Here is a 21680-nt window from a genome sequence, read left to right on the forward strand (position 1 = left end):
TCCCCTGACGTGCCCGGGCACGATCCGGTCTTCGTGCTCGCACCCGCCGTCCTCATGCGCCCTGGGGTTGAGGCAGGTGTACCTGCGGTACGGGCCGGCGATGCCGTACGCGGAGCGGCCGGTCACCGAGAGCGGGCGGTGGACGGTGCCGTGGTTGCCGATCTCGAACAGCGGGTCGGCGGCGAGCCGCTCGAACTCGTCCGGGTTGGCGTCGATCCAGCGGGCGTTCAGGAAGAGCGTGGCCGGCACGTCGTGCGCCCGCAGGAAGTCGATCAGGCCGGCGTCGTAGCCGTTGCCGCCGGGGCCGCCGCAGGCGTCGAAGGTGAGCGCCGTGGCGGCCTCGCCCTCCGGCAGCTCGGTGGTCACCCCGGACACCTCCAGCCCCCACTCGCTCGGGGCGAGCGGGCCGTAGCGCTCCACCACCTCGGCCCGGGTCACCTCGTGCGGGGGCTGCTTCGCGGGCTCGGGCGCGGACGTCGCGGCCGCTGTCGGTGTCGGTGTCGGTTCCGGGGCGGACGTCGGCCCGCCGGTGCCCGCGGCGCCCGCGGTGGGCGCACCGGACGGCCCGTCGGATGGCCCACCGGACGGTTCCGCCACAGCGGAGGCGGGGGGCGAGCCGGTGCCCGCCGCCCTGGCCCCGCACCCCGCCAGGGTTCCCCCGGCCACCGCCATGAGCAGCATCCGCCGACTCACCGACACGCTCGTCTCCCATTCGCGCCGTTCCTCAGCCAAACCGATGACATGACAATGAACCGACCATTCGTCACTCCCCGCAACTCGCCCAGGCCCCCGGCCGGCACCTCTTCACCGGCCCGCCCCACCGCCGTGGGCCCCGACTCACCCCCGACTCACCCCCGGTTCACCCGCCGGGGTAGGCACGCGAGCGACCAGCCCACCCCGATCCGGAGGCCCCGATGCCGACCGACCCCAGCACGCCGCGCCCCCACCGACCGGCCGACCAGCCGTCCGGCCAACCGGCCCCGCAGCCGACGGCCCGGCCCACCCGGCCCGCCCGCCGGGACCTCCTCCGCACCGGCCTCGCCACCGGCGCCGCCACCGCGTTGGGCCTCGCCACCACCACCGGCCAGGCGGGCGCCGCCCCCGCCGACGGTCCCGGCGCCACCCCCGCCGACCGCACCCTCACCCTCACCGGCCACCTGCCCACCGGCGCCCCCGACTTCGTGTACCTCCCGGTCGACGTGCCCGAGGGCGTCCGCGAGCTGGCCGTCTCCTACCGCTACGACAAGCCCCCCGTGCCGGCCGGCACCCCCGGCAACTCCTGCGACATCGGCATCTTCGACGAACGCGGCACCGACCTCGGCGGCCCCGGCTTCCGCGGCTGGTCCGGCGGCTTCCGCACCGAGTTCAGCCTCTCCCGCGGCGCCGCGACCCCCGGCTACCTCCCCGGCCCGATCAACCCCGGCACCTGGCACGTGGTGCTCGGCCCGTACCAGGTCGCCCCGCAGGGCCTGGAGTACCACGTGGAGGTCACCCTGCGGTTCGGCGCCCCCGGGCCGAAGTTCACCCCGCAGTACCCGGCGGAGCGGGCCCGCGGCCGCGGCCGGGCCTGGTACCGGGGTGACTGCCACCTGCACACCGTCCACTCCGACGGGCGGCGCACACCCGAGGAGGTGGCCGCCGGGGCACGCGCGGCCGGCCTGGACTTCATCGTCTCCACCGACCACAACACCAGCTCCTCGCACGCCGTCTGGGGCCCGCTGGCCGGCCCCGACCTGCTGATCCTGCCGGGCGAGGAGATCACCACCCGCAACGGCCACTGGCTGGCCCTCGGTCTGGAGCCCGGCCAGTTCGTCGACTGGCGCTACCGCTCGCGCGACGAGGAGTTCCCGCGCTTCGTCCGCCAGGTGCACCGGTCCGGCGGCCTGGTGGTGCCCGCACACCCGTACTGCCCGTACGTCGCCTGCCAGTGGAAGTTCGGCTACGAGCAGGCCGACGGCGTCGAGGTGTGGAACGGCCCCTGGACGTACGACGACGAGTCGGCGGTGGACACCTGGGACGGCCGGCTCGCCGTCGCCCTGCGCGAGGGCCGCTCCTGGCTGCCCGCCCTCGGCAACAGCGACGCCCACAGCGAGCCCCAGGTCATCGGCTCCCCGCACACCGTCGTGCTCGCCGAGGACCTCACCCGGGACGCCGTCCTCGACGGGCTGCGCGCCGGGCGCAGCTGGCTGGCCGAGTCCTCCGCCGTCTCACTGGAGTTCACCGTCACCGGGAACGGCCGCCGGGCCGGTATCGGCGAGGAACTGACCGTCCCCGCCGACGCCCCGCTGGACGTCCGGCTCACCGTCTCCGGCGTACCCGGCGGGACGGTCCGCCTCCTCACCGACGAGGGGCAGATGCACCAGGAGTCGCTGCCCGCCGACGGCTCCGGCACCGTGATCTGGCGCACCACCGCCTCGCTCGCCGCCTACGTCCGGGCCGAGGTGCGCCACCCGAGGGCGGACGGCACCCCGGGCAAGGGCAACTCCATGGGCCCGGACCTGCCGTGGGGCCCGATGGCGGCGCTCACCAACCCGGTCGTGCTGCGCGCCGGCGACCGGTAGCGGCCCCCGGAGCGATCCCCCGAGCCGCCCCCAAGCGGCCCACGACCGTCGCCGGCCGCCCCTCCGACCCGCCCAGGAACCGGGTGGGGGACGACTCGGACCACCCGTTTGGACTAGGTTGATCCCCGAAACGCATCAGTCGTAGGGACGAGGCGGTCGGTTGTCCGGATATGGGCCGACCAGCCCCTTCGCACTCCGACCGCCCCGCCCCGGCTACCCGACCGTCCCCGGCCCGCGAAGGGATCAGCAGCTGTGAACCGTACGACCGTAGGTGGGCCGGAGCTCGGGGGCGGCCGGGGCGCCGGGGGCGTCCTCGTCCTCGTCGACCCGGCCGGGGCCGGGAACAGCCCGGTCGCGGAGCTGCTCGCCCGGGAGCTGAACCCGAGCGTCCACCTGCGGACGGACGACTTCCTGCGGGTCATCCGCAGCGGCCAGCTGCCGCCCCACCTGCCCGAGGCCGGGCGCCAGAACGCCACCGCCCTGGCGGCCGCCGCCCAGGCCGCCTTCGCCTACGCCACCCGCGGCTACCAGGTGGTGGTGGAGGCCTCCGTCGTGCCCTCCGCCCTCGACACCTTCCGACGCGAGAGCCGCGCCACCGGCGTCGCCCTCCATTACGTCGTCCTCCACCCCGGCCGGGGCCCCGAGGACACCACCCACACCCTCGACACCACCGACCTCACCCCCGAGAGCACCGCCGGCTCCGTCCTCACCGTCCTCACCCGCCGCAGCCACCTCCTCGGCTGGTAGGCGGCCGGGCCGCCCTCCGCACGCTCCCTCAGGCCCCTCCTCGGGCGCCCTCAGGCCCCTCAGGCCCCCACGGCGCCGTCGATCGCCTCCCGCAGGAAGTCCGCGTGCCCGTTGTGGCGGGCGTACTCGTGGATCAGGTGGAGCATCACCAGCCGCAGCGACACCTCGGCGTCCCACCGGGCCTGGTAGCCGGTGACGTCGAGGGATTCGGCGGCGAGCTCGATCCGGCGGGAGTGCTCGACCTCGGTCCGCCAGGCGTCGAAGGCCTCGGCACCGGTGGCGCCGTCGGAGTCGTACGCGGCCTGGTAGTCGCCGTCCTCGGACCAGACCAGCGGCAGGTCCTGCCCGTCGATCACCCGGCGGAACCAGGTGCGCTCGACCTCCGCCATGTGCCGGACCAGCCCGAGCAGGCTGACGGTGGAGGGCGGGCTGGAGCGCAGGCGCAGCTGCTCGTCGGTCAGGCCCCGGCACTTCAGGTCGAGGGTCGCCCGGTGGAAGTCAAGGAAGCCGCGCAGCATCTCGCGCTCGCCGCCGGTCAGCGGCGGGGCGGGGCGGTCGTCCGGGGCGTTGACGGCGTTCACGGTGTTGGCGGCGTTGACGGCGTTCGCGGCGCTCACGGTGTCGTTCTCCTCACGGTGATCGGGATCCCCGCGGACTGTAGCGAACCCTCCGGCCCGTCCGGAGGTCATTTTCCCCGGCCCCCGCGGCGGCCTGTCACATCCGCGCACCCCGCGGTGTCCTGATGTCCGGCACCCCAGCCGACCCACCGCCCCGGGAGGACACCCCGCCGTCGCCACCTCCCCCGCCGTCACCACCGCTCCCACCGTCCCCCGAAGCCCCCTCCATCACGTACCGTGTTCGGACCACCACAGGTTTGGGTACGTACCTCGGCGCGCCCGACGGCCGGGCACCCACGGAGCAGGAGACCCAGCGGCCCATGGACCACAACCGCATCCCCCCGACCGTGCGCCGCACCTACGGCGCCGACGACCTCAGCACCGCCCCGTCATTCGCCGGGGGCTTCATCAACTTCGGCTACTGGCAAGGGATCGACCTCACCGCCCCGACACCCGAGGACCGGGTGTACAGCCAGGAGCAGCTGTACCGGCGGGTGCTGCGGGAGTTCCCCGAACCGCGCGAGCGCCTGCGGCTGGCGGAGGTGGGCTGCGGCCGCGGCCTCGGAAGCGCCCTCGCCCTGCGGGAGTTCCGCTTCGCGGCGGTGACCGGGGTGGACATCCACCCCGACCAGATCGAACGCGCCCGCGCCGTCAACGCGAGAGCCCTGGCGACGTACCCCGATCGGCTGGCGTACACCCTCGGCTCGGCGGACGAACTCCCGTTCTCCGACGGCTACCTGGACGGCGTCTTCTCCGTCGAGGCCGCCCAGCACTTCCGCGAACTGACCGGCTTCGCCCGCGAATCCGCCCGCGTCCTGCGCCCCGGCGGCCGCCTCGCCGTCACCACCTTCTTCACCGCCCCCGGCCCCGACGCCGCCGAACGCCTCAAGATCATGCTCGCCAGCTTCGCCGACGGCCTCGACGTCCCCCACCCCCTCGACGCCTTCACCGCCGACCTCACCCGCCACGGCTTCACCGACGTCACCACCGAATCCGTCGGCGCCGACGTCTGGCCCGGCTTCGACCGCTACCTCACCGACACCGTCCCCACCGCCCACTGGTCCCGCCACTTCCTCACCGCCTGGCGCGACAACCTCCTCGACTACCACGTCATCACCGCCACCCGCATCTGACCCCGCCGAACGCCCGGGCAACAGGCGGAGGGGCACGCGAAGGGGCGCCGCTCCGGGTCGGGGGTGGACCGAAGCGGCGCCCGCCTCAGATCTCCGCGCGGCGCAAGGTCTTCCAGGTGACCGCCGCGCTCGCGGCGATCGCCAGGACGAGCGATCCGAGGATCGCTGCGGCCAGCATGGGGACGTTCAGGTTCAGCCCGACGTCCGCCTCGGTGACCTGGGAGAGCCCGGAGGCCATCCCGGCCAACGGCGGCAGCGTCACCAGCACCCCGAGCACCGCGCCGACGCCGACCACCAGGGAGGTCTCCCCGACGGCGAACGCCAGCAGCTGCCTGGTCGTGCCGCCCGCCGACTTCATCACCGCGAAGTCACGGCGCCGTCCGTGGGCGGCCATCGCCATGCTGTTGGCGACGGCGATCCCGCTGTAGCCGACCGCGATGACGATCAGCATCGCGGCCAGGTTGTCGGTCAGTCGGGCGTCGGTGTCGTAGTCGTCCAAGGCGTACTGGACCGCGTCGTGCACGGCGGTGCCGGGAACGGTGACCGGCTTCGCCTGCTCGGGGACGAAGACGTCGTCGTTGAGCGCGGCCGGGTCGTGGCCGCGGACCAACCCGCGGGGCATCACGAAGTCGCCCCGGGCCGGGTCGTCGGGCAGGACCTCGGCGATGCCCAGCTGGACGGTCGCACCGTCGGCGAAGCGCACCGGGTACCGGTCCCCGGCCTTGACCCCCAGCCAGGCCGCGATGGACTCTCCGAGCACCGCCTGACCCGGGCGGTCCCACGTCGGCTCCCGGGAGCCGAGCGCGTCGATCACCACGGTCGAGCCGTCGGCCCTGTGGACGAAGGCACGGGTGGGCAGGGAGGCCTTGCCGACCGGATTGGCGCCGACCACCTCGTCGGTGTTGCCGGGGGTCCCGTCGTTGGTGATGATCACCTGGCCGGCGAGCTTCAGCGCGTCACCGGCCGGGTAGGCCACCCGCATCGTCTCGACCATGCCGCTGAGCAGCACGGCGAACCCGACGGCCGCGATCACCGGGGCCGCCATGGAGGCGGCGCGGCGCGCACTCGCCGTGAGCTCGGCCCGGATGAGCATCGGCCCGGCCGACCCGACCCGGTCGAACGGGCTGGTCACCGCCCGGCCCACCGGCCCGACAAGGACCGGGGCGAGCAGCGCGGCCGCCACGATCAGCACCATGGTCGCCGCGATCGCCATGGTGACCCGGCTGTCCGCGGCGGCGGTGGCGGTCATCACCGCGCACACCGATCCGAGGCCGAGCACCACCAGGCCCGAGATCAGCCGGGGTCGGCTCGTCGACCGGCTACCGGAACGGCTCTCCAGCAGCGCCTCCAGCGGGGCCACCCTGGCGGCCGACCGACTCGCCGCCCAGGCGCCGATCACGCTGACGCCGACGCCGATCGCGGCGGCGGTCAGCAGCGGCCATGCCGCCACCCGCACCGCGAGGTCCGGCGGGGCGACGTCCAGGCGCAGCAGGATGTCGCGAAGGAGTGGCGCGGCCGCGACGCCGGCCAGGCAACCCGCCACCGAGCCGAGCGCACCGACGGTGGCGGCCTCGCCCAGGACCATCCGGCGCACCTGGCGCGGACTGGCACCGATCGTCCGGAGCAGGCCGATCTCACGGCGACGCAGCCCGGTCGCGAGGACCAGCACGGAGGCGACCACGAAGGTCGTCGTGAACAGACCCAGGGTGGCCATGGCGGCGATCAGCTGGGTGCCGAGGAACCGCTTGTGGTCGACGTACTGGGGCTGGATCGTGGAGCGGGCGTCGCCGGACACCACACTGCCCTGGTCCCCGACGGCGGTACGGGCCGCCGCGGCGATCGCCCCGCTGGTGGTGCCGGCGCCGCCGACCAGGGCGATCACCCGAACGCCCGGGTCCCGTTGGGCGGCGGACTCGTCACTGAAGAAGTAGCCGGGTCCGTCGACCGTGCCGACGACCTCGAACTCGCTGCGCCCGGGGGTGAGGTTCAGCGTCACCCGCTGCCCTGCCGCCACACCCAGTGAGCGGTCGACGACGACCTCGTCGGTTCCGCTCGGAGCTCGGCCCGAGACCAGGTGGTACGGGGCCAGTCCGGTACTGGAGAAGCCGTGGCCGGCGTCGGCCGCGCCTTCGTCGGTGACCGGCCGGCCGTCCCGGAACAGCTGGGCGTAGAAGGTTCGGTCGACCACGGCGGCGTCCACTCCGGGCACCGCACGCAGCTTGGTGAGGAGCGCGTCCGCCTCGGCCTTGTCCCACGGGACCCGGTCCTTCGGGCTGCCGTTGCGGTCGGTGGCCTGGGGCGGCAGCACCAGCGCGGCGGCGCCCTCCAGCCGGGGCTGGACGGTCGGCTTGGCGGAGTCGTGGATGACCAGGGTGGTCGAGATCAACGCGACGCCGACCAGGACCGCCACGAACGAGGCGAGGAAGCCGGTCCAGCGCTCGCGCACGTTGGCGATGACCAGCATCAGGACTCCAGTCGGGTCATGTGGGCCGAGATGGCCGCGGCGTTGCGGGCGTCGGCCTCCCGGCCGAGGGTCACCCGGTCGGCGATCCGGCCGTCCTTGAGGAAGACCACGGTGTCCGCGACCGCGGCGGCCACCGGGTCGTGCGTGACCATGATCGTGGTCTGCGCCTCCTGGTCGACCAACCGGCGCAACAGGCGCAGCACTTCGCGCGAGGCGCTGGTGTCCAGCGCGCCGGTGGGCTCGTCCGCGAAGAGCACGTCGGGGCGGGTCACCAGGGCACGGGCGAGGGCGACGCGCTGCTGCTGGCCGCCGGAGAGCCGGCTCGGTCGGTGCCCGGCCCGCTCGGCCAGCCCGACCGCGCTCAGCGCCGCGGCGACCTGGTCACGGCTGACCCTGCGGCCGGCGAAGCGGGAGGGCAGCTCGACGTTCTGTGCGGCGGTCAACGACTCGACCAGGTTGAAGGCCTGGAAGACGAACCCGATGTGATCGCGCCTCAACTTGGTGCGCTCGCGCTCGTTCCGCGCACTGATGTCCACTCCTGCCACCATCACCTGGCCGTCCGTCGGCCGGTCCAGACCCGCGGCGCACTGGAGGAGGGTGGACTTCCCGGAACCGGACGGTCCCATGATCGCGGTGAGGGTTCCGCGCGGAAACCCGAGCGAGACACCGTCCAGCGCGGTCACGGCCCGGTCGCCCGAGCCGTGGACCTTGCGAACGGTGTGGAGCCGGACCGCGTCCGGGGCAGGTGCCTGCTTCGTAGTCGTCACGAAGGGCATTCCACCCGGTCGGCGGACCACCGGCATTGATCCGGGCTCTACTTCACAGGTAGTGCCAGCACTATCCCGCCCCGTGCGCCCCGGGGTTAGGGTGCCTTTCGTGCATCCCAGAACGGCATGGCAGGCGATGGCCCAACGCCCGTTGAGCTTCCTCACCTCCAGTTGGCCGTGGCGCTCAGTGGCCTACCTCGCGAGCGGCGTCCTGGTCGGAGCCGCCGCCGTGGCGGTGCTGGCGGCCGGCCTGGCGGTCGGTCTGGTCCTGCTGGTGGTCCTGGTCGGTGTGGCCCCGCTGGTGGGTGTCGTCCTCTCCTCCGTGACGGTGGCGACCATCGAACGGCACCGACTGCGACTGGTCGACCTCGACGACACCCCGGATCCGCACCGGAGGCCCAGCCGTCCGGGCCTGCGCGTCTGGGTCGCCACTCGGCTGAAGGAACCGGTGACCTGGCGCGAGCTGGGCTTCACGCTGCTCTCGGCCGCCGCACTGTGGTGGCTGGACCTCCTGGTCCTGGCCTTCTCCTTCGGCCTGCCCGCGCTCTGCTTCGGGGCAGCCGACAGCGCCACCTGGCCATGGGCCGTCTTCGGAAGCCTCGTCCTCCTGGCCTCCCCGTACACGGTGACCTCCTGGGCCGGCGCCCGCGCCGCACTCGCCCGGGCCCTGCTCGCCCCGCGCGACGAGGAACTCGGCACCGCCCTGCGGGAGGTGCACGCGTCCAGGGTCCGACTGATCGACGCCTTCGACGCCGAACGGGTGCGGATCGAACGGGATCTGCACGACGGCGCGCAACAGCGGCTCATCACTCTGGGGATGACCCTCGGGCTCCTCCAGTTGGATGTCCCACCGGGATCGCCACTGAGTGCGCAACTGGCCCAGGCGCAGGAACAACTGTCCGCCGCGCACGAGGAGTTGCGCAGCCTGGTCCGCGGGCTGAATCCCCCGGTCCTGGCGGACAACGGGCTGGCCGCGGCCGTCCGGGAACAGGCCAGCCGCTTCCCGATACCGGTCGAGGTGGACCTGCACCTGCCCGGACGGCTTCCTCGGCACGTCGAGACCAACGTCTACTACCTGATCAGCGAGGCCATGACCAACATCGCACGCCACAGCGGCGCCAGGAAAGCCAGTGTGTCCGGCCGCTACCACGCCGACCTGCTCGTACTGGAGATCTCGGACGACGGCCACGGAGGAGCGGACCCGGCCCTCGGCAGCGGCATGACCGGGCTCGCCGACCGTCTCACCGCCGTCGACGGGCGCATGCGCGTGTCGAGTCCGACGGGCGGCCCGACCCTGCTTCACGTGGAGATCCCATGCCACTTCGGGTGATCGTCGCCGAGGACGCCGTCCTCCTGAGGGAGGGCCTGGTCGGCCTGCTGCAACGCTTCGGGCACACCGTCACCGCCGCCGTCGGCGACGCGGACGCCCTGAGCGAGGCCGTCCACACCGAGCGGCCGGACCTGGTCGTCACGGATGTGCGGATGCCACCGTCGAACAGCGACGACGGGCTGCGGGCAGCCGTGGCGCTGCGCCGGACGTACCCGCGGCTGCCCGTGGTGGTGCTGAGCCAGTACGTCGAGCAGTCCTACGCGATGCGCCTGCTGGACTCGGACAACGGCGACGCGGTCGGCTACCTGCTGAAGGAACGGATCGGTGCGGTCAGCGACTTCATGACGACACTGGACCGGGTGGCCCGCGGCGGCACGGTGGTGGACCCCGAGGTGGTACACCAACTGGTGCGACTCCGCCAGGACCCGCTGGAGCGGCTGAGCACGCGCGAGAAGGAGGTACTGAGCCTGATGGCGCAAGGAAAGTCGAACGCGAATCTCGCCGCAGAACTCTTCATCAGCGATGCCGCCGTCAACAAGCACATCGGCAGCATCTTCACCAAGCTCGACCTGCCGGTCGACACCGACGGACACCGCCGAGTCCTGGCGGTTCTGCGCTTCCTCCAGGCGTGACCGGCCGTGGAGCCGACGCCGCCACGGGCAGCGGCACCCGGAAGCGTTCGCCGACCACGCCCGCGCACGCGCATCGACCCGGTCCGGGAGGTCGGGCTCCATCGCCACGGCGCCGCGTCCTCGCTCGTCCAGGGGCGTCCCGGGCGATCACGGAATCGTCACATCGCCCGCGCCGAGCGGTGCGCGCCGATACGGTCGCCCCCAGTATCCGCACAACGCTTCAGAGGAACCCATGCGTCGCACCGCCCTCGTCCTGCTCGCCGCCGGCCTGACGGTCGCCGTCGCCGCGTGCTCCGGCCCCGGTTCCCGGGGCGACAAGCCTGCGGTGGGCGCCGCCGCCGTGACGTGGGGTGCGACGGGCGCCGGGGAGAGTCCTGCCGCGCCCTCGGCCGTCGCCACGAAGACGGCTGCGGCGCCGGGTCCGCTGTCGGGCAGTGCGTCGGCGACGTTCGCCGTGGTCGCCATGACCGTGCAGAGCGCGAAGTTCGGCCGGTCGGTGACGGCGGAGGACGATCCGAACCACCTGCTCGGCCGGCCCGGCCAGTACACCTCGAAGGTCACGTTCACGGACTCGCGCGTCAAGGAGGCCGATGTCGAGGGCGAGGACGCCGACTCGGTGGCCCGCGGCGGCGCCGTGGAGGTGTTCGCCACCGAGGCCGACGCCAAGGCCCGCGCGCAGTACATCCAGGGAATCGTCAAGTCCCTGCCCGCGGTGGCGGAGTACGACTTCGTCCACGGCACCGTGCTGATCCGGGTGTCCAAGCTCCTGACGCCCGAGCAGGCCGACGGGTTCAAGGGGGCGATCGGGGCCTGACGCCCGGGCGGGCCTACCCTGGTGCTCGGCAGGGGGAGGGTGGGGCGTGGGCTCGGCGGTGCGCGGGAAGTTGCGGGTGGGCGCGGTGGGGATCGGGGTCGTGGTGTCGGCGTGCTACGCGTGGGCCTCGGCGGGGGACGGCGATGCCGACTATCCGTTGCCGTACAAGCGGCGGGACGCCTCGGTCCTGCGCCGTATCGCGCTCGCCGATCCGTCCACGAGGAACATCGCCGTCGCCGCGGACGACCGCACGATCACGATGGAGGTCGCCTGGGGCGGCTGCGACTACCGGCCCGACCTGGTGGCACGGGAGTCGGACGAACGGGTCGCCCTGCTGCTCCGGCGCCGCGACGCCTCGGGGCCGAACGTCGGGTGCGAGGACGGCGGCATCGCCGAACTGAAGGTCGTGCTGCGCCGGCCGCTCGGTGGCCGGACCCTGACCGACGCCCTCACGGGTGGGCCCGTCCCCCACGCCCGTGCCGAGTAGCCGGGCGGGGGCGGGTGTCACCAGGGGCGGCGGTGGAGGGCCATGTGGACGGTGTCGACGACCTGGATCAGCGCGGCGCGGGTGGTGCCCGTGGGGTGGAGTCCGCCGATGAGGAGGAAGCCGTGCATCACTCCCTGGTAGCGCGCCGAGACCACGGGGACTCCGGCCGCCCGTAGCCGGGCCGCGTAGGCCTCGCCCTCGTCGCGCAGCACATCGGCCTCCGCGGTCACGACCAGGGCCGGGGGCAGCCCGGCGAGTTGCTCCAGTGAGGCGCGCAGTGGTGCGGCGGTCGCCTCCTGCCGCTGCCGGGGTTCGGGCAGGTAGTCGTCCCAGAACCGGCGCATGTGGTCCCGGTGCAGGAAGTAGCCGGTCGCGAAGCGGTGGTAGGAGGGGGTGTCGAAGTCGGCGTCGGTGACGGGGTACAGGAGCACCTGGTGCGCCAGCGCGACGTCGCCGCGTTCCCGGGCCAGCAGCGTCAGCGCCGCCACCAGGTTGGCCCCCGCCGAATCGCCGACGGCGGCCATCCGGTCCCCGGCGAGCCCGATCTCGCGGCCGTGCGCGCGGATCCAGCGGGCCACCCCGTAGCACTGTTCGACGGCCACCGGGTAGCGGGCCGCGGGCGCCCGGGCGTAGTCCACCCACACCACCGCGGCGTCGGCGCCGAGCGCGAACTCCCGTACCAGCCGCGCGTAGCAGTCCGCGTCGCCGAGCGACCAGCCCAGCCCCGGCAGGAACAGCACCACCGGGCTCGGCTCGACCGCGCCGACGGGCCTGGTCACCTGGACGTGCACCCGCCCGGTCGGCCCGCACGGCAGCGCCAGCCACTCCGAGGTGGTCCCGTACGGATCGTCCTCGCCCTCCTCCTCGCACACGGCGCCGGCCCGTCCGTCGTCAGCGCCGTCGGCGGCGGGGACGGAGAGGAAGGAGAGGTCCGGCAGCTCCGCCTCGGGCCGGCCGTCCCGCGCGTCCAGGAACTCCTGGAGCGCCCGGTCGAGCACCGGACGCCCGTGGGGCAGCGGGGTGGGATCGGACAACTCATCACTCCTGGCCGGATCGTGAGGGCGCGGCGACGCGGCGCCCGCCCTGGCGTGGGCTCGGTCCGCGCCCGATGGGAGTCCGGCCCTCCGGCACCGTGGGCGCGCCACCCGACGGTACTGCCGAAGGGCCGGGCCCATTGGCCTGATCGTGCACGGAGTTCCCTCAGGATAGGCGACCCGCCGCCCGGCACCCCGCCGCACCGCCCCACCACGGCGCGACGACCGCCGCAGCCCGACGGACCACCACGGCACGACGGACCGCCGCAGCACCCGCGCTCAGTCCGCGCCCAGTGCCTCGCTCAGCTGGCTGCGGGAGGTGATCCCGAGCTTCGGGAAGATCCGGTACAGGTGGGTGCCGATCGTCCGGGGCGACAGGTGCAGCCGGCGGCCTATCTCCTTGTTGGAGAGTCCCTGCGCCGCCAGCCCGGCGATCTGGACCTCCTGGGGCGTGAGCAGTTCCCGGTCGGGACGGCCCTGGCCCTTGCTGCCCTCGCCCGCCGAACGGAGTTCCTGGGCCGCCCGTTCGCGCCAGGGCTCCACGCCCATGGCCTCGAAGGACTCGCGGGCGATCCGCAGCGGGGTGCGGGCCTCCGTCACCCGGCGGCGGCGCCGGAGCCAGGTGCCGTAGGCGAGCATCAGCCGGGCGCGGACGAAGGGCGTACGGGACATGTCCAGGTCGAACGCCGCCCGGAAGTGCTCCTCGGCGTGCTCCTCCTCGGCGAGCAGCGCCCGGGCGAACCCCAGGCTCACCCGGACCATCTGGACCTCGCTCTCGCCGGCGGACGCGACGAGCTGCCGCAGGGCGGTCCTGGCCATGGCGCGCTGCTCGTCGCTGGTGGCGGCCTCGGCCAGCTCCGCGATGGCCATGGTCTGCATGAACGGGTGGTAGGAGGGGTCGGCCGGGTCGAAGACCCGCCAGACGCAGGAGAACGCCTCGGTGTGGTGGCCCGCCGCGAGGCCGATGAGGCCGCGCGTGATCTGGATGTACGCGAGCTTGGACGGGTCGACCACGGTCAGCCCCTGGCCCTCCGCCTCGCCGATCGCGGCCAGTGCCGTGTCCAGGTCTCCGCGGAGTGCGGCGAACTGGGCCGTCGCCACCCGCGCGCCGGTCAGCCAGCGCGGTTGGACGGTCTCCTCGGCGAGCCGTGCCGCCTCGGCGGCGGCCGGGAGTCCGGTCTCCCAGTCGACGGTGTGCACGGTGGCGAGGGCGAGCAGCACCAGCGTCTTGGTCAGCGGGCCCCGGCGTCCCTGGCGGCGCAGTCCGTCCGCCGCGTGGCGGGCGAATCCGGTGACGTGGTCGAACCCGTTCACCATGATGGCCGCGTTGCCGAGGGTGGCGGCGGCCACGACGTCGTACCCGCCCTCGCGTTCGAGGCGCCGCAGCCGGTCGATGACCGTCGCCGACGCTTCGAGCGGGGCGGCCCCCGCGAGGGTGCACACCAGGTCCGGGTGGAGTTCCGGGACGGGCAGCTGCTCGGCGGCGGTCACGACGCGCTCCCGCAGTTCCCGCCCCGGGTCGGCCCACCAGCAGCGCCACGCGGCCACCCGCAGCAGCTTCAGCGCGAGTTCGGGATCGCCGGCCTCGGCGGCCCGCTCCGCCGTGGTGACCAGCAGGTGGATCCGGGAGATGCTGGTGTCGGACTCCGACTCCAGCCATTCGCGCAGCAGGACCACCCGGGCCCGCTCCAGTACGCCCAGGCCCAGCGACTCGGCCTGTAGCACCAGCTCCGACACGCGGTCGGCCTGGCCGAGTTCGAAGCGCAGTTCCGCGGCGCCGAGCAGGCGGGCCACGCGTCCCGAAGGGACCTCGCTGAGCGCGGCGGCGCGTTCCAGGGCGGTCAGGGCAGCCGCCGGGGCGCCGCGCTCCCGCGCGCCGAGCGCGACCTTGTCGAGTTGCCGGGCCACCGCTTCGTCGGGCCGGCCGCCGGCCGCGGCCCGGTGCCAGGCCTGCCGGTCGGGCTGTCCCTGGAGGGTGCGGGCGAGCGCCCCGTGGGCGGCGAGACGGTCCGCGAGCGAGGCCGAGCGCAGGACGGCGGGGCGCACCAGCGGGTGGGTGAAGTCGATCCGGAACCCGTCGAGGCGGACCAGGCCCGCGGCCATGGCGGGCTCCAGGGAGCGGACGGACAGCTCGGTGCCCGCCAGGGCCGAGGCCGCGGCGAGCACCTCGGTCAGCGCGCCGTCGTCGGCGGTGGCCGCGACCAGCAGCGCGTGCCGCGTGTCGGACGGGAGGTCGGCCGGCGGGGAGAAGGCGCTCCGGAGCCGGGCGGTGAGCACGAGTTCGGACGGCATCCCGGGCTCCGCGGGCGCCCCGCCCGCCTCCAGGGTGAGGGGGATTTCGGTCAGCGCGAGCGGGTTGCCGGCCGACAGCTCCGCCACCCGGCGGCGCGTCCCGGGGGCGAGGGCGGGGTGGCGGTCGGCGAGCAGGGCGCCGACCGCGGTCGGCGTCAGGGGCCCGAGGCGCAGGTCGCGGAGGTGGTCGGCGCCGCGCCACGCCGTTCGGTCCTCGCGGACGGCGGCGAGCAGGCCGAGGGGTTCGGTGCCGACGCGGCGGGCGATGAACCCGAGGACGTCCAGGGTCGGCGCGTCGAGCCACTGGGCGTCGTCCACGACCAGCAGCACGGGGGCTTCGGCGGCCGTCTCGCCGAGCAGGCCGAGGGTGGCCAGGGCGATCATGAAGAACCGGGAGGCGTCCTGGGCCGGCTCCGCCATGCCGAAGGCGCCCAGCAGCGCCTGCGCCTGGACGGCGGGCAGGTGCGGGACGCGGTCCGCCATGGCGCGGGTCAGCTGGTGCAGCCCGGCGAACGGCAGCTGGGCCTCGGCCCGGACACCCGCCGCCCTGAGGACGGTGAACCCGGCGTTCCCGGCCCGGGCGGCGGCGTGGTCCAGCAGGGCGGACTTGCCGGTCCCGGGGCCCCCCTGGACCAGCAGCGCGTCGCCGCGCTCGGGCAGGGCGTCGACGAGTGCGTCGACGGCCGCCAGTTCGCCGTCCCGGCCGAACAGTGTGGTGCCTGACATCCGATGTCCCTCTGTGACTGTCGCCAGCGCTCTGACCTGGACCGTTGCAGTGTAGGTGCACGCGTTGCGCGGTTCGAGTGCGCTGAGAGTCATGTGTCCGGCGACACATCGGGGACAGTCGGTTCACAGTCATCCTGCCCCCGACGTAAGTCATTCCGTGTCCCATGCTGGATGCCGTACCGACCGGAGGGAGAGGACCCATGACATCCGTGACCGGCCCGACCGGCCCGACCGGGTCCCCGGGGCACGGGACCGCGGCCCGCCGCTTCACCCGGGCCGTCTCCGTCGCCGCGCTCCCCGTGACGGTCGCTTCGGACGAGCCCCCGACGGACCCGGGCCGGATGAGGACCCGGCAGCTGGGCCACCTGCTCTTCATCACGACCGAGGCGGCTCCCCGCTGCTACACCCGCGGCCGGCGGGAGATCGCCCGCGATGCCCGGCAGGCCGACGGGTTCGTCGTGGTCGCCGTCATGGGGGCCACCGGTGCCGTGGTCCGGCAGGACGGCAGGACGGCCGAGGTGCCGGCGGGGGCGGTCACCTTCTGGTACTCGGAGGCCCCGCACGTGGTCGACTTTCCGGGCGGCGTGGACGTCAGGGTGTGCATGATCCCCCGCCGGGCCCTCGGTGTGCGGGACGACCAGCTGGAGCGGGTGACGGCCACCGTGGCCGACGCCGGCGGACCGGTGGCCGCCCTGGTCGCGCGGTCCCTGCTGACCCTGGCCGAGTCGGCCGGGGACTGCCCCGAGTTCGTCGCCGACCGGCTGGCCTGCAACTTCACCGACCTGGTGGCCACCCTCGTCACCGAGCGGGCCGCCCGGGACACTCCCGCCGCGGAGGACTCCCGCTGCACCCGGGTGTGGGAGATCCGCGCCCACGTGGAGCGGCACCTCCGGGATCCGGAGCTCGCGCCGAGGACCATCGCGGCCGCGCACGGCATCTCCGTCCGCTCGCTCCACAAGCTCTTCGAAGGGGAGGGCGTCACCGTCAGCCGTCTGATCCAGCGCCGCCGGCTCCAGGCGAGTGCCGCGGACCTCACCCGCCGGGGCGGCGGCGACAGTACGGTCGCCGCCGTGGCGCAGCGGTGGGGCTTCACCGACGCGGCCCACTTCAGCCGGATCTTCCGCGCCTGGTACGGCATCTCACCGAGCCAGTGGCGCGACGCCCGAGACAACCACGATGTCCGAGACACCCGCGACGCCCGAGACACCCGCGATGTCCGTGGCGCCCACGATGTCCGTGACGCCCGCGAGACCCGCGAGACCCGCGTCGGCGCCGAGCCGACCGAGCGGCGGGGCACCCCGGGCCCGGTGTCCTGATGGCCCGTCGACCTGGGAGGAACCCGGTGTCCGCATCCCTCTCCACCGCACCCCTGTCCCCCTCCGACCGGGCGCAGAGCTGGTCCGAGGCGGTGGCCCACGCCTTCGTGCCGATGGCCGTGGACTTCCTGGAGGAGCTGCCCTCCCCCGGCTCGATCGAGGGCCACCGGCTGGGCCCGGTGCGGATATCGAGGGTCCAGGCGGGACCGCAGATGGTGACGCGCGGCAGGCGCCTGATCGCCGACGGCGACGGCGACTCGCCGTCACTCATCCTCAGCCTGCAGGAGCGGGGCACCGCGCTCAAGGAGCAGGACGGCCGGGAGGCGCTCCTCCGGCCCGGCGACTTCTCCTTCACCGACACCTCACGGGTGTACCGGAAGAAGATCGAGGAGGACTTCGCCTTCACCTCCTTCGTCTTCCCCCGCGCGGAGCTGGACGTGTCGGACAGGGACCTGCGGGCCCTCACCGCGACGTCGTTCAGCGGCGGCGGGGGCAGCGCCGCGCTGGTGGCGACCTACCTGTCGCGGATGGCCCACGAGGCGCCGGGGCTGGACGAGGCCGTCGGCCGCCGGGCCGCGGCGACGGCGCTCGACCTGCTGGCGCTGTTCATCGACGACCACGGCGGGCACGCCCGGCCGCAGGGGTCGCGGACCGCGGCCTCGCTGGAGCGGGTCAAGGACCACATCCTGCGCAACCTCCGCGACCCCGGCCTGTCGCCGTCCACGATCGCGGAGGCGACCTTCATGTCCGTCCGCTTCCTCCACAAGCTGTTCCAGCAGGAGGGCGTGACCGTCGGCGGGTGGATCCGGACGCAGCGGCTGGAGCGCTGCAGCCGGGACCTCCTGCGGCCGATGGCCGGCGAGCTCGGGGTGGCGGGCATCGCCCGTCGCTGGGGCTTCGCCAACTCCAGCCACTTCACCCGCGCCTTCCGCGCGGCCTACGGCATGACGCCGAAGGACTGGCAGGTCGGCGCCGACCACGTGAGTCGCCATGACTGAGATCCGCCGTCCCGGGAGGGCCCGTGCTGCTGCTTGACCTCGACACCGTGCCGCCCCGCGAGCGGGTGGAGGCGTTCCGCCACGCGCTGACGGATTCCTCCGTGCCCAACGACATCGCGCACGAGGAGCCGGAGAACGGCATCCACGCGCGCATGGAGGCGTGGCGGATCGGCGGCCTGGACTTCTTCTCCACCCGCAACTCGGGCTTCGAGGTGCGCCGGACGGCCCACCACGTGCGCCACCACCGGAGCGACCCGGTCGTCTCGGTCTCGCTCCAGCCCCTGGGCGTCCACCGGGCCGACGTCGCGGGCCGCCAGGAGCTCCTGGGTTTCGACGACATCTGCGTCTTCCACGAGCTGTCGCCCCGCACGTACGGCTGGTCCGGCGACGGGGCGTCCAGGTCCGTGCTGTTCGACGCGAACCGCCTCGGCGTGCCGGTGGAAACGGTGGTCCGGGCGTCCCAGCGGCTGCGCGCCAGTCCGCTGCACGGCCTGGTGCTGCAGCACCTGCGGGGCGTGTGGAGCGACCCCGACCGGCTGGAGGCCGATCCCGGTTCGGCGGCGCTGGCGTCCGCCACCACGGAACTCGTCCGCGCCCTGCTCCTCTCGGCCGCGCACGCCGAGGGGACCGCCGAGGTCAGGTCGACGATGGACGAGACGCTGCTCACCCGGATCATGGCGTACGCCCGGTCCCGCCTCGCCGACCGCGACCTGACGCCGGAGCGGATCGCGGCGGAGCACGCCGTCTCGCTCAGGCACCTCTACGCCGTGCTCAGCGGGGCGGGGATCAGCCTGGAGCAGTGGCTGATCACCGAACGGCTCGGGAAGGCGCGGAGCATGCTGACCGCCGCGCGCTACGACCGGCTGACCATCGCCGCGGTGTCCGCCCGGTGCGGGTTCACCAGCCCGAGCCACTTCAGCCGCCGCTTCCAGGCGGCCTACGGGATGTCCCCGAGCGAGTGGCGCCGGCACGGCGGCACCGTCCCGGCGGGCGCGCCCGAGTGACCGCGGCGGCGCGCCGTCAGGTGTGCGGGGCGGGACGCCGTCAGGTGTGCAGGGCGGTGTGCAGGGTGTCCGTCAGCTGGATCCGGGCCGCCCTGGACGCCTCCGTGCCGCGGAGCCGGTCGAACAGCACGAATCCGTGGATCGTTCCCTGGTAGCGGACCGCCACGACCGGGACGTCCGCCTGCCCCAGGCGCGCCGCGTAGGCCTCGCCCTCGTCGCGCAGCACGTCGGCCTCGGCGGTGACGACGAGCGCGGGCGGCAGGCCCGCGAGGGACCGGACCGGCGCGCGCAGCGGTGACACGACGGCCCGTGCGCGCTCCCGCGGGTCCGGCGCGTACTGCCGCCAGTAGTCACGCATGGCGGCGCGGCTCAGGAAGTACCCCTCCGCGAACCGGCGGTAGGACGGGGTGTCCATCGCCGCGTCGGTCACCGGGCAGACCAGCACCTGGTGGCGGAAGCGCGGGCCGCCGCGCATCCGGGCCACCAGGGTGAGCGCGGCCGCGTGCTGGGCGCCCGCGCCGGCCCCGAACACCGCGATCCGGCTCCCGTCCAGGCCGCATCCCGCACCGTGCGCGGCGATCCACCGGGCCACGGCGTACGCCCGCTCGACGGCGCCCGGGTGGCGGGCGTGCTCCGGGGCGTCGTACTCGGGGATCACCACGGCCGCGTCCGCCCCGAGCACCAGGTCCGCCGTCAGCTGCCGGTGCGCGTGGGCGTCGGTCAGCATCCAGCCGAGCCCGTGCAGGCAGAGCACCACCGGCAGCGGCCCCTCGGCACCCGCGGGACGCAGGACCCGCACCCGGACCCGGCTCCCGTCCCCGCCCGGCAGGGCCAGCCACTCCTCCTCGACCTCGGGCTCCTCGCGGCCGCCGTCGTTCCAGAGGGCCGCCATCCGCGCCCTCGCCGCGGCGCCGTCCCCGGGCGGGGACGCCGGCCACGGAGTGGACGCGAGGAAGGCCCGCGTCTGCCGCCCGAGGACGGGCGGCACCCGGGGAACGTCGACGTCTTCTCGCACGGGAACTCCTCCGCGGGGCGGCATACAGGCCGTTCCCGCCGGCTCAGCCTGCGGCAGTTCCGCACCGGACGCACGAGGGCCGGGCCGTCCCTGCGGACAGGGACAAGAACCGTGCACGGTGGGGCATCGCGCCGGTGCCACCGTGGGCCGAGGACACGCGAGAGCCCGGCCCGCCGGGCCCGCGTGGAGGGAGACGACCACGAAGGAGGACGGCCATGACCGAACAGTGGCGGCGAGCCCCGGTCGGCAGTGCCGCGTTGAAGGACCTGGTCGAAAAGCTCGCGGAGTCGCTGCACCGGTCCGTGGCCCTGGTCGACCCCTCGGTGGGACGCGTCTGTTCCAGCCGGCACTTCGACGACGCGGACCGGGCCCGCGTCCACGTCCTGCTGCAGGGACGGCCGAGCGGAGACGTCGCCCGTCACGTCCTCGCCCAGGGCGTCACCCGGTGGACGAAGCCGGGCTACGTCGAGGGCCGGGACGACCTCGGGCTGCTCCCCCGCTACTGCGTGCCGCTGCGCGAACGCGGCCGGCTCCTCGGCCTGCTGGCCGTCGTCGTCCCGGACGGCTCGCTGCCTCCGGAGGCGGTCGGGGCCATCGCCCGGGCGACGCCCGCCATCGTCGGCCAGCTGTCCGCCGACCACGAGTCGGCCGACCCGGAGAGGACCAGGGAGAAGCGGCTCCTGCTGTCGCTGCTGGGCGCGGACCCCGCCGCGCGCACGGACGCCCGGCAGCAGCTCCTGGACGGCGCGCTGCTCCCGGACGCCCCCCACGCGGTGGTGTGCTCGGTGCAGGTGGCGCGCTCCCGGATGCCCCCGGGGCAGCTGGCGACCGCGCTGCGCGGGACGCTGGAGGACGTCCTCCGGAGCCGGTCGGTGCGGGGCGCCTTCGCGGTCGAGTCGAACCGGGCCGTCCTGCTCCGGCTCGCCGACCGGCCGTGGGCGCCGGAGGCCCTCCGGGAGCAGTCCGCGCGGCTCGTGGCGGCCCTCGGCGCCGAGTTGGACGCCTCGGCCGATCCCGTCGTCGGCATCGGCGGTCAGCAGCGCGGCCTCGCCGAGGCGTGGACCTCCCACGAGCAGGCGCTCGTCGCGGTGCGCGCCGCACGCCGGATGCCCGGGCTGGAGGGCGTCGGCTCCTGGGACGACCTCGGCGAGTTCGCCGTGCTCCTGCAACTGCCGGACCACGCCCTGAACGAGTCGCTGCTCCCGAAGCCGCTGCGCGCCCTGCTGGAGTCCGACTGCGGGAGCCGTCTGGAGGAGACCCTTCGGTGCTTCCTCGACCACGCCGGTTCGGTGGCCAGGACCACCGAGGAGCTCCGGATCCACCGCACGTCGCTGTACTACCGGCTGCGACGGATCCAGGAGATCACCGGGCTCGACCTGGACAACGGGGCGGACCGCTTCGCCCTGCACCTGGGGCTGCGGGTGCGGGAACTCCTGGTGTCCCTCGGCGCGTTCGACGACGGCCGGTACCGTCGGCCGGCCGCCGCGCCGGGCGGCGGTCTCGTCGACCGGAGCCGGGGCGCCGCCTAGCCGCGTGCCCCGCGGATCCTCGCCGTCCCTCCCGCACGGAACGACCGGTTCCGCGAAACGACGAAGTGGCGCGATACACAGCCCAGTTCGAACATAATTTGACGTTAACCCCACCCCGTGTATCACTTATGATCGTACAGGGACTGTGATCGTCTCGTTACGTTGTGCGGGGGCATGGCTGCGTAGCCCCAGGCCGGATGGGGCCGGGGCGTTG

The 21680-nt window shown here is 74.3% G+C and carries 18 protein-coding genes; 11 read left to right on the plus strand and 7 right to left on the minus strand.

The genetic code is table 11. The features are described 5' to 3' along the window. On the minus strand, positions 1–438 hold a 438-nt coding region (locus tag AB0E96_RS10820; protein ID WP_359821180.1), incomplete at its 3' end, for a polysaccharide deacetylase family protein. Between the two features lie 476 nt (positions 439–914). Between AB0E96_RS10820 and AB0E96_RS10825 the strand changes: the two genes are divergently transcribed. Together AB0E96_RS10825 and AB0E96_RS10830 are read left to right on the plus strand one after the other, a co-directional pair. Further along, on the plus strand, positions 915–2561 hold the full coding sequence (locus tag AB0E96_RS10825; RefSeq protein WP_359821183.1) for a CehA/McbA family metallohydrolase: 1647 nt from the start codon (positions 915–917) through the stop codon (positions 2559–2561). A 252-nt stretch (positions 2562–2813) separates the two neighbouring features. Beyond that, positions 2814–3308, plus strand: coding sequence for an ATP-binding protein (locus AB0E96_RS10830; protein ID WP_359821185.1), 495 nt, complete (start codon positions 2814–2816; stop codon positions 3306–3308). Between the two features lie 59 nt (positions 3309–3367). Here AB0E96_RS10830 and AB0E96_RS10835 read toward each other — a convergent pair whose 3' ends face one another. Continuing rightward, positions 3368–3826 (minus strand): DinB family protein, encoded by a 459-nt coding sequence (locus AB0E96_RS10835; protein ID WP_359821238.1) that lies wholly within the window; start codon positions 3824–3826, stop codon positions 3368–3370. Between the two features lie 419 nt (positions 3827–4245). Here AB0E96_RS10835 and AB0E96_RS10840 point away from each other — a divergent pair, with 419 nt between their 5' ends. Then, positions 4246–5058 (plus strand): class I SAM-dependent methyltransferase, encoded by an 813-nt coding sequence (locus tag AB0E96_RS10840; protein ID WP_359821187.1) that lies wholly within the window; start codon positions 4246–4248, stop codon positions 5056–5058. A gap of 85 nt (positions 5059–5143) precedes the next feature. On the opposite strand, the gene AB0E96_RS10845 is transcribed toward AB0E96_RS10840, so the two are convergent. Continuing rightward, a complete protein-coding gene (locus AB0E96_RS10845; protein WP_359821189.1) occupies positions 5144–7522 on the minus strand; it encodes an FtsX-like permease family protein in 2379 nt (792 codons plus the stop codon). Then, positions 7522–8289 carry an ABC transporter ATP-binding protein gene (locus AB0E96_RS10850; RefSeq protein ID WP_359821191.1) on the minus strand — a complete coding sequence of 256 codons (768 nt, stop codon included), beginning with the start codon at positions 8287–8289 and terminating at the stop codon, positions 7522–7524. Before AB0E96_RS10850 ends, AB0E96_RS10845 begins: the two co-directional genes overlap by 1 nt. A gap of 109 nt (positions 8290–8398) precedes the next feature. Between AB0E96_RS10850 and AB0E96_RS10855 the strand changes: the two genes are divergently transcribed. The 4 genes from AB0E96_RS10855 (at position 8399) to AB0E96_RS10870 (ending at position 11552) form a co-directional block, all read left to right on the plus strand. Beyond that, positions 8399–9619, plus strand: coding sequence for a sensor domain-containing protein (locus tag AB0E96_RS10855; protein WP_359821193.1), 1221 nt, complete (start codon positions 8399–8401; stop codon positions 9617–9619). After that, positions 9604–10251 carry a response regulator transcription factor gene (locus AB0E96_RS10860; RefSeq protein WP_359821196.1) on the plus strand — a complete coding sequence of 216 codons (648 nt, stop codon included), beginning with the start codon at positions 9604–9606 and terminating at the stop codon, positions 10249–10251. The genes AB0E96_RS10855 and AB0E96_RS10860 overlap by 16 nt, the downstream gene beginning before the upstream one ends. A 232-nt stretch (positions 10252–10483) precedes the next feature. Next, positions 10484–11065: a hypothetical protein gene (locus AB0E96_RS10865; RefSeq protein ID WP_359821198.1), complete on the plus strand. Its 582-nt coding sequence runs from the start codon at positions 10484–10486 to the stop codon at positions 11063–11065. Positions 11066–11111: 46 nt separating this feature from the next. Next, entirely contained in the window at positions 11112–11552 is a 441-nt protein-coding gene (locus AB0E96_RS10870) for a hypothetical protein (RefSeq protein ID WP_359821200.1), read from the plus strand. Between the two features lie 17 nt (positions 11553–11569). On the opposite strand, the gene AB0E96_RS10875 is transcribed toward AB0E96_RS10870, so the two are convergent. After that, positions 11570–12586 (minus strand): alpha/beta hydrolase, encoded by a 1017-nt coding sequence (locus AB0E96_RS10875; protein WP_359821203.1) that lies wholly within the window; start codon positions 12584–12586, stop codon positions 11570–11572. A gap of 279 nt (positions 12587–12865) precedes the next feature. Continuing rightward, positions 12866–15604, minus strand: a complete 2739-nt coding sequence (locus tag AB0E96_RS10880; RefSeq protein ID WP_359821205.1) for an AAA family ATPase — start codon at positions 15602–15604, stop codon at positions 12866–12868. A 200-nt stretch (positions 15605–15804) separates the two neighbouring features. Here AB0E96_RS10880 and AB0E96_RS10885 point away from each other — a divergent pair, with 200 nt between their 5' ends. The 3 genes from AB0E96_RS10885 to AB0E96_RS10895 are packed head-to-tail and all read left to right on the plus strand — an operon-like array spanning position 15805 to position 18922. After that, positions 15805–16920, plus strand: a complete 1116-nt coding sequence (locus AB0E96_RS10885) for a helix-turn-helix domain-containing protein (RefSeq protein WP_359821208.1) — start codon at positions 15805–15807, stop codon at positions 16918–16920. Between the two features lie 26 nt (positions 16921–16946). Further along, entirely contained in the window at positions 16947–17918 is a 972-nt protein-coding gene (locus AB0E96_RS10890) for a helix-turn-helix domain-containing protein (protein WP_359821211.1), read from the plus strand. A 23-nt stretch (positions 17919–17941) separates the two neighbouring features. Next, complete coding sequence (locus AB0E96_RS10895; protein WP_359821213.1) at positions 17942–18922, plus strand: AraC family transcriptional regulator; 981 nt, start codon at positions 17942–17944, stop codon at positions 18920–18922. Between the two features lie 40 nt (positions 18923–18962). Here AB0E96_RS10895 and AB0E96_RS10900 read toward each other — a convergent pair whose 3' ends face one another. Next, positions 18963–19937 carry an alpha/beta hydrolase gene (locus AB0E96_RS10900; protein ID WP_359821215.1) on the minus strand — a complete coding sequence of 325 codons (975 nt, stop codon included), beginning with the start codon at positions 19935–19937 and terminating at the stop codon, positions 18963–18965. A gap of 215 nt (positions 19938–20152) precedes the next feature. On the opposite strand from AB0E96_RS10900, the gene AB0E96_RS10905 reads away from it, so the two are divergent. Then, positions 20153–21466, plus strand: a complete 1314-nt coding sequence (locus AB0E96_RS10905) for a helix-turn-helix domain-containing protein (protein WP_359821218.1) — start codon at positions 20153–20155, stop codon at positions 21464–21466. The last annotated feature ends 214 nt before the right edge of the window (positions 21467–21680 follow it).

This window comes from Kitasatospora sp. NPDC036755 (assembly GCF_040636595.1).
In the GTDB taxonomy this organism is placed as follows: domain Bacteria; phylum Actinomycetota; class Actinomycetes; order Streptomycetales; family Streptomycetaceae; genus Kitasatospora.

Excerpts from the sequence above, each read along its gene's own strand:
- AB0E96_RS10825 (WP_359821183.1), top strand. The coding sequence starts at position 915 with ATGCCGACCGACCCCAGCACGCCGCGCCCCCACCGACCGGCCGACCAG.
- AB0E96_RS10835 (WP_359821238.1), bottom strand. The coding sequence starts at position 3,826 with ATGCTGCGCGGCTTCCTTGACTTCCACCGGGCGACCCTCGACCTGAAG.
- AB0E96_RS10840 (WP_359821187.1), top strand. The coding sequence starts at position 4,246 with ATGGACCACAACCGCATCCCCCCGACCGTGCGCCGCACCTACGGCGCC.
- AB0E96_RS10845 (WP_359821189.1), bottom strand. The coding sequence starts at position 7,522 with ATGCTGGTCATCGCCAACGTGCGCGAGCGCTGGACCGGCTTCCTCGCC.
- AB0E96_RS10860 (WP_359821196.1), top strand. The coding sequence starts at position 9,604 with ATGCCACTTCGGGTGATCGTCGCCGAGGACGCCGTCCTCCTGAGGGAG.
- AB0E96_RS10865 (WP_359821198.1), top strand. The coding sequence starts at position 10,484 with ATGCGTCGCACCGCCCTCGTCCTGCTCGCCGCCGGCCTGACGGTCGCC.
- AB0E96_RS10880 (WP_359821205.1), bottom strand. The coding sequence starts at position 15,604 with ATGTCAGGCACCACACTGTTCGGCCGGGACGGCGAACTGGCGGCCGTC.
- AB0E96_RS10885 (WP_359821208.1), top strand. The coding sequence starts at position 15,805 with ATGACATCCGTGACCGGCCCGACCGGCCCGACCGGGTCCCCGGGGCAC.
- AB0E96_RS10905 (WP_359821218.1), top strand. The coding sequence starts at position 20,153 with ATGACCGAACAGTGGCGGCGAGCCCCGGTCGGCAGTGCCGCGTTGAAG.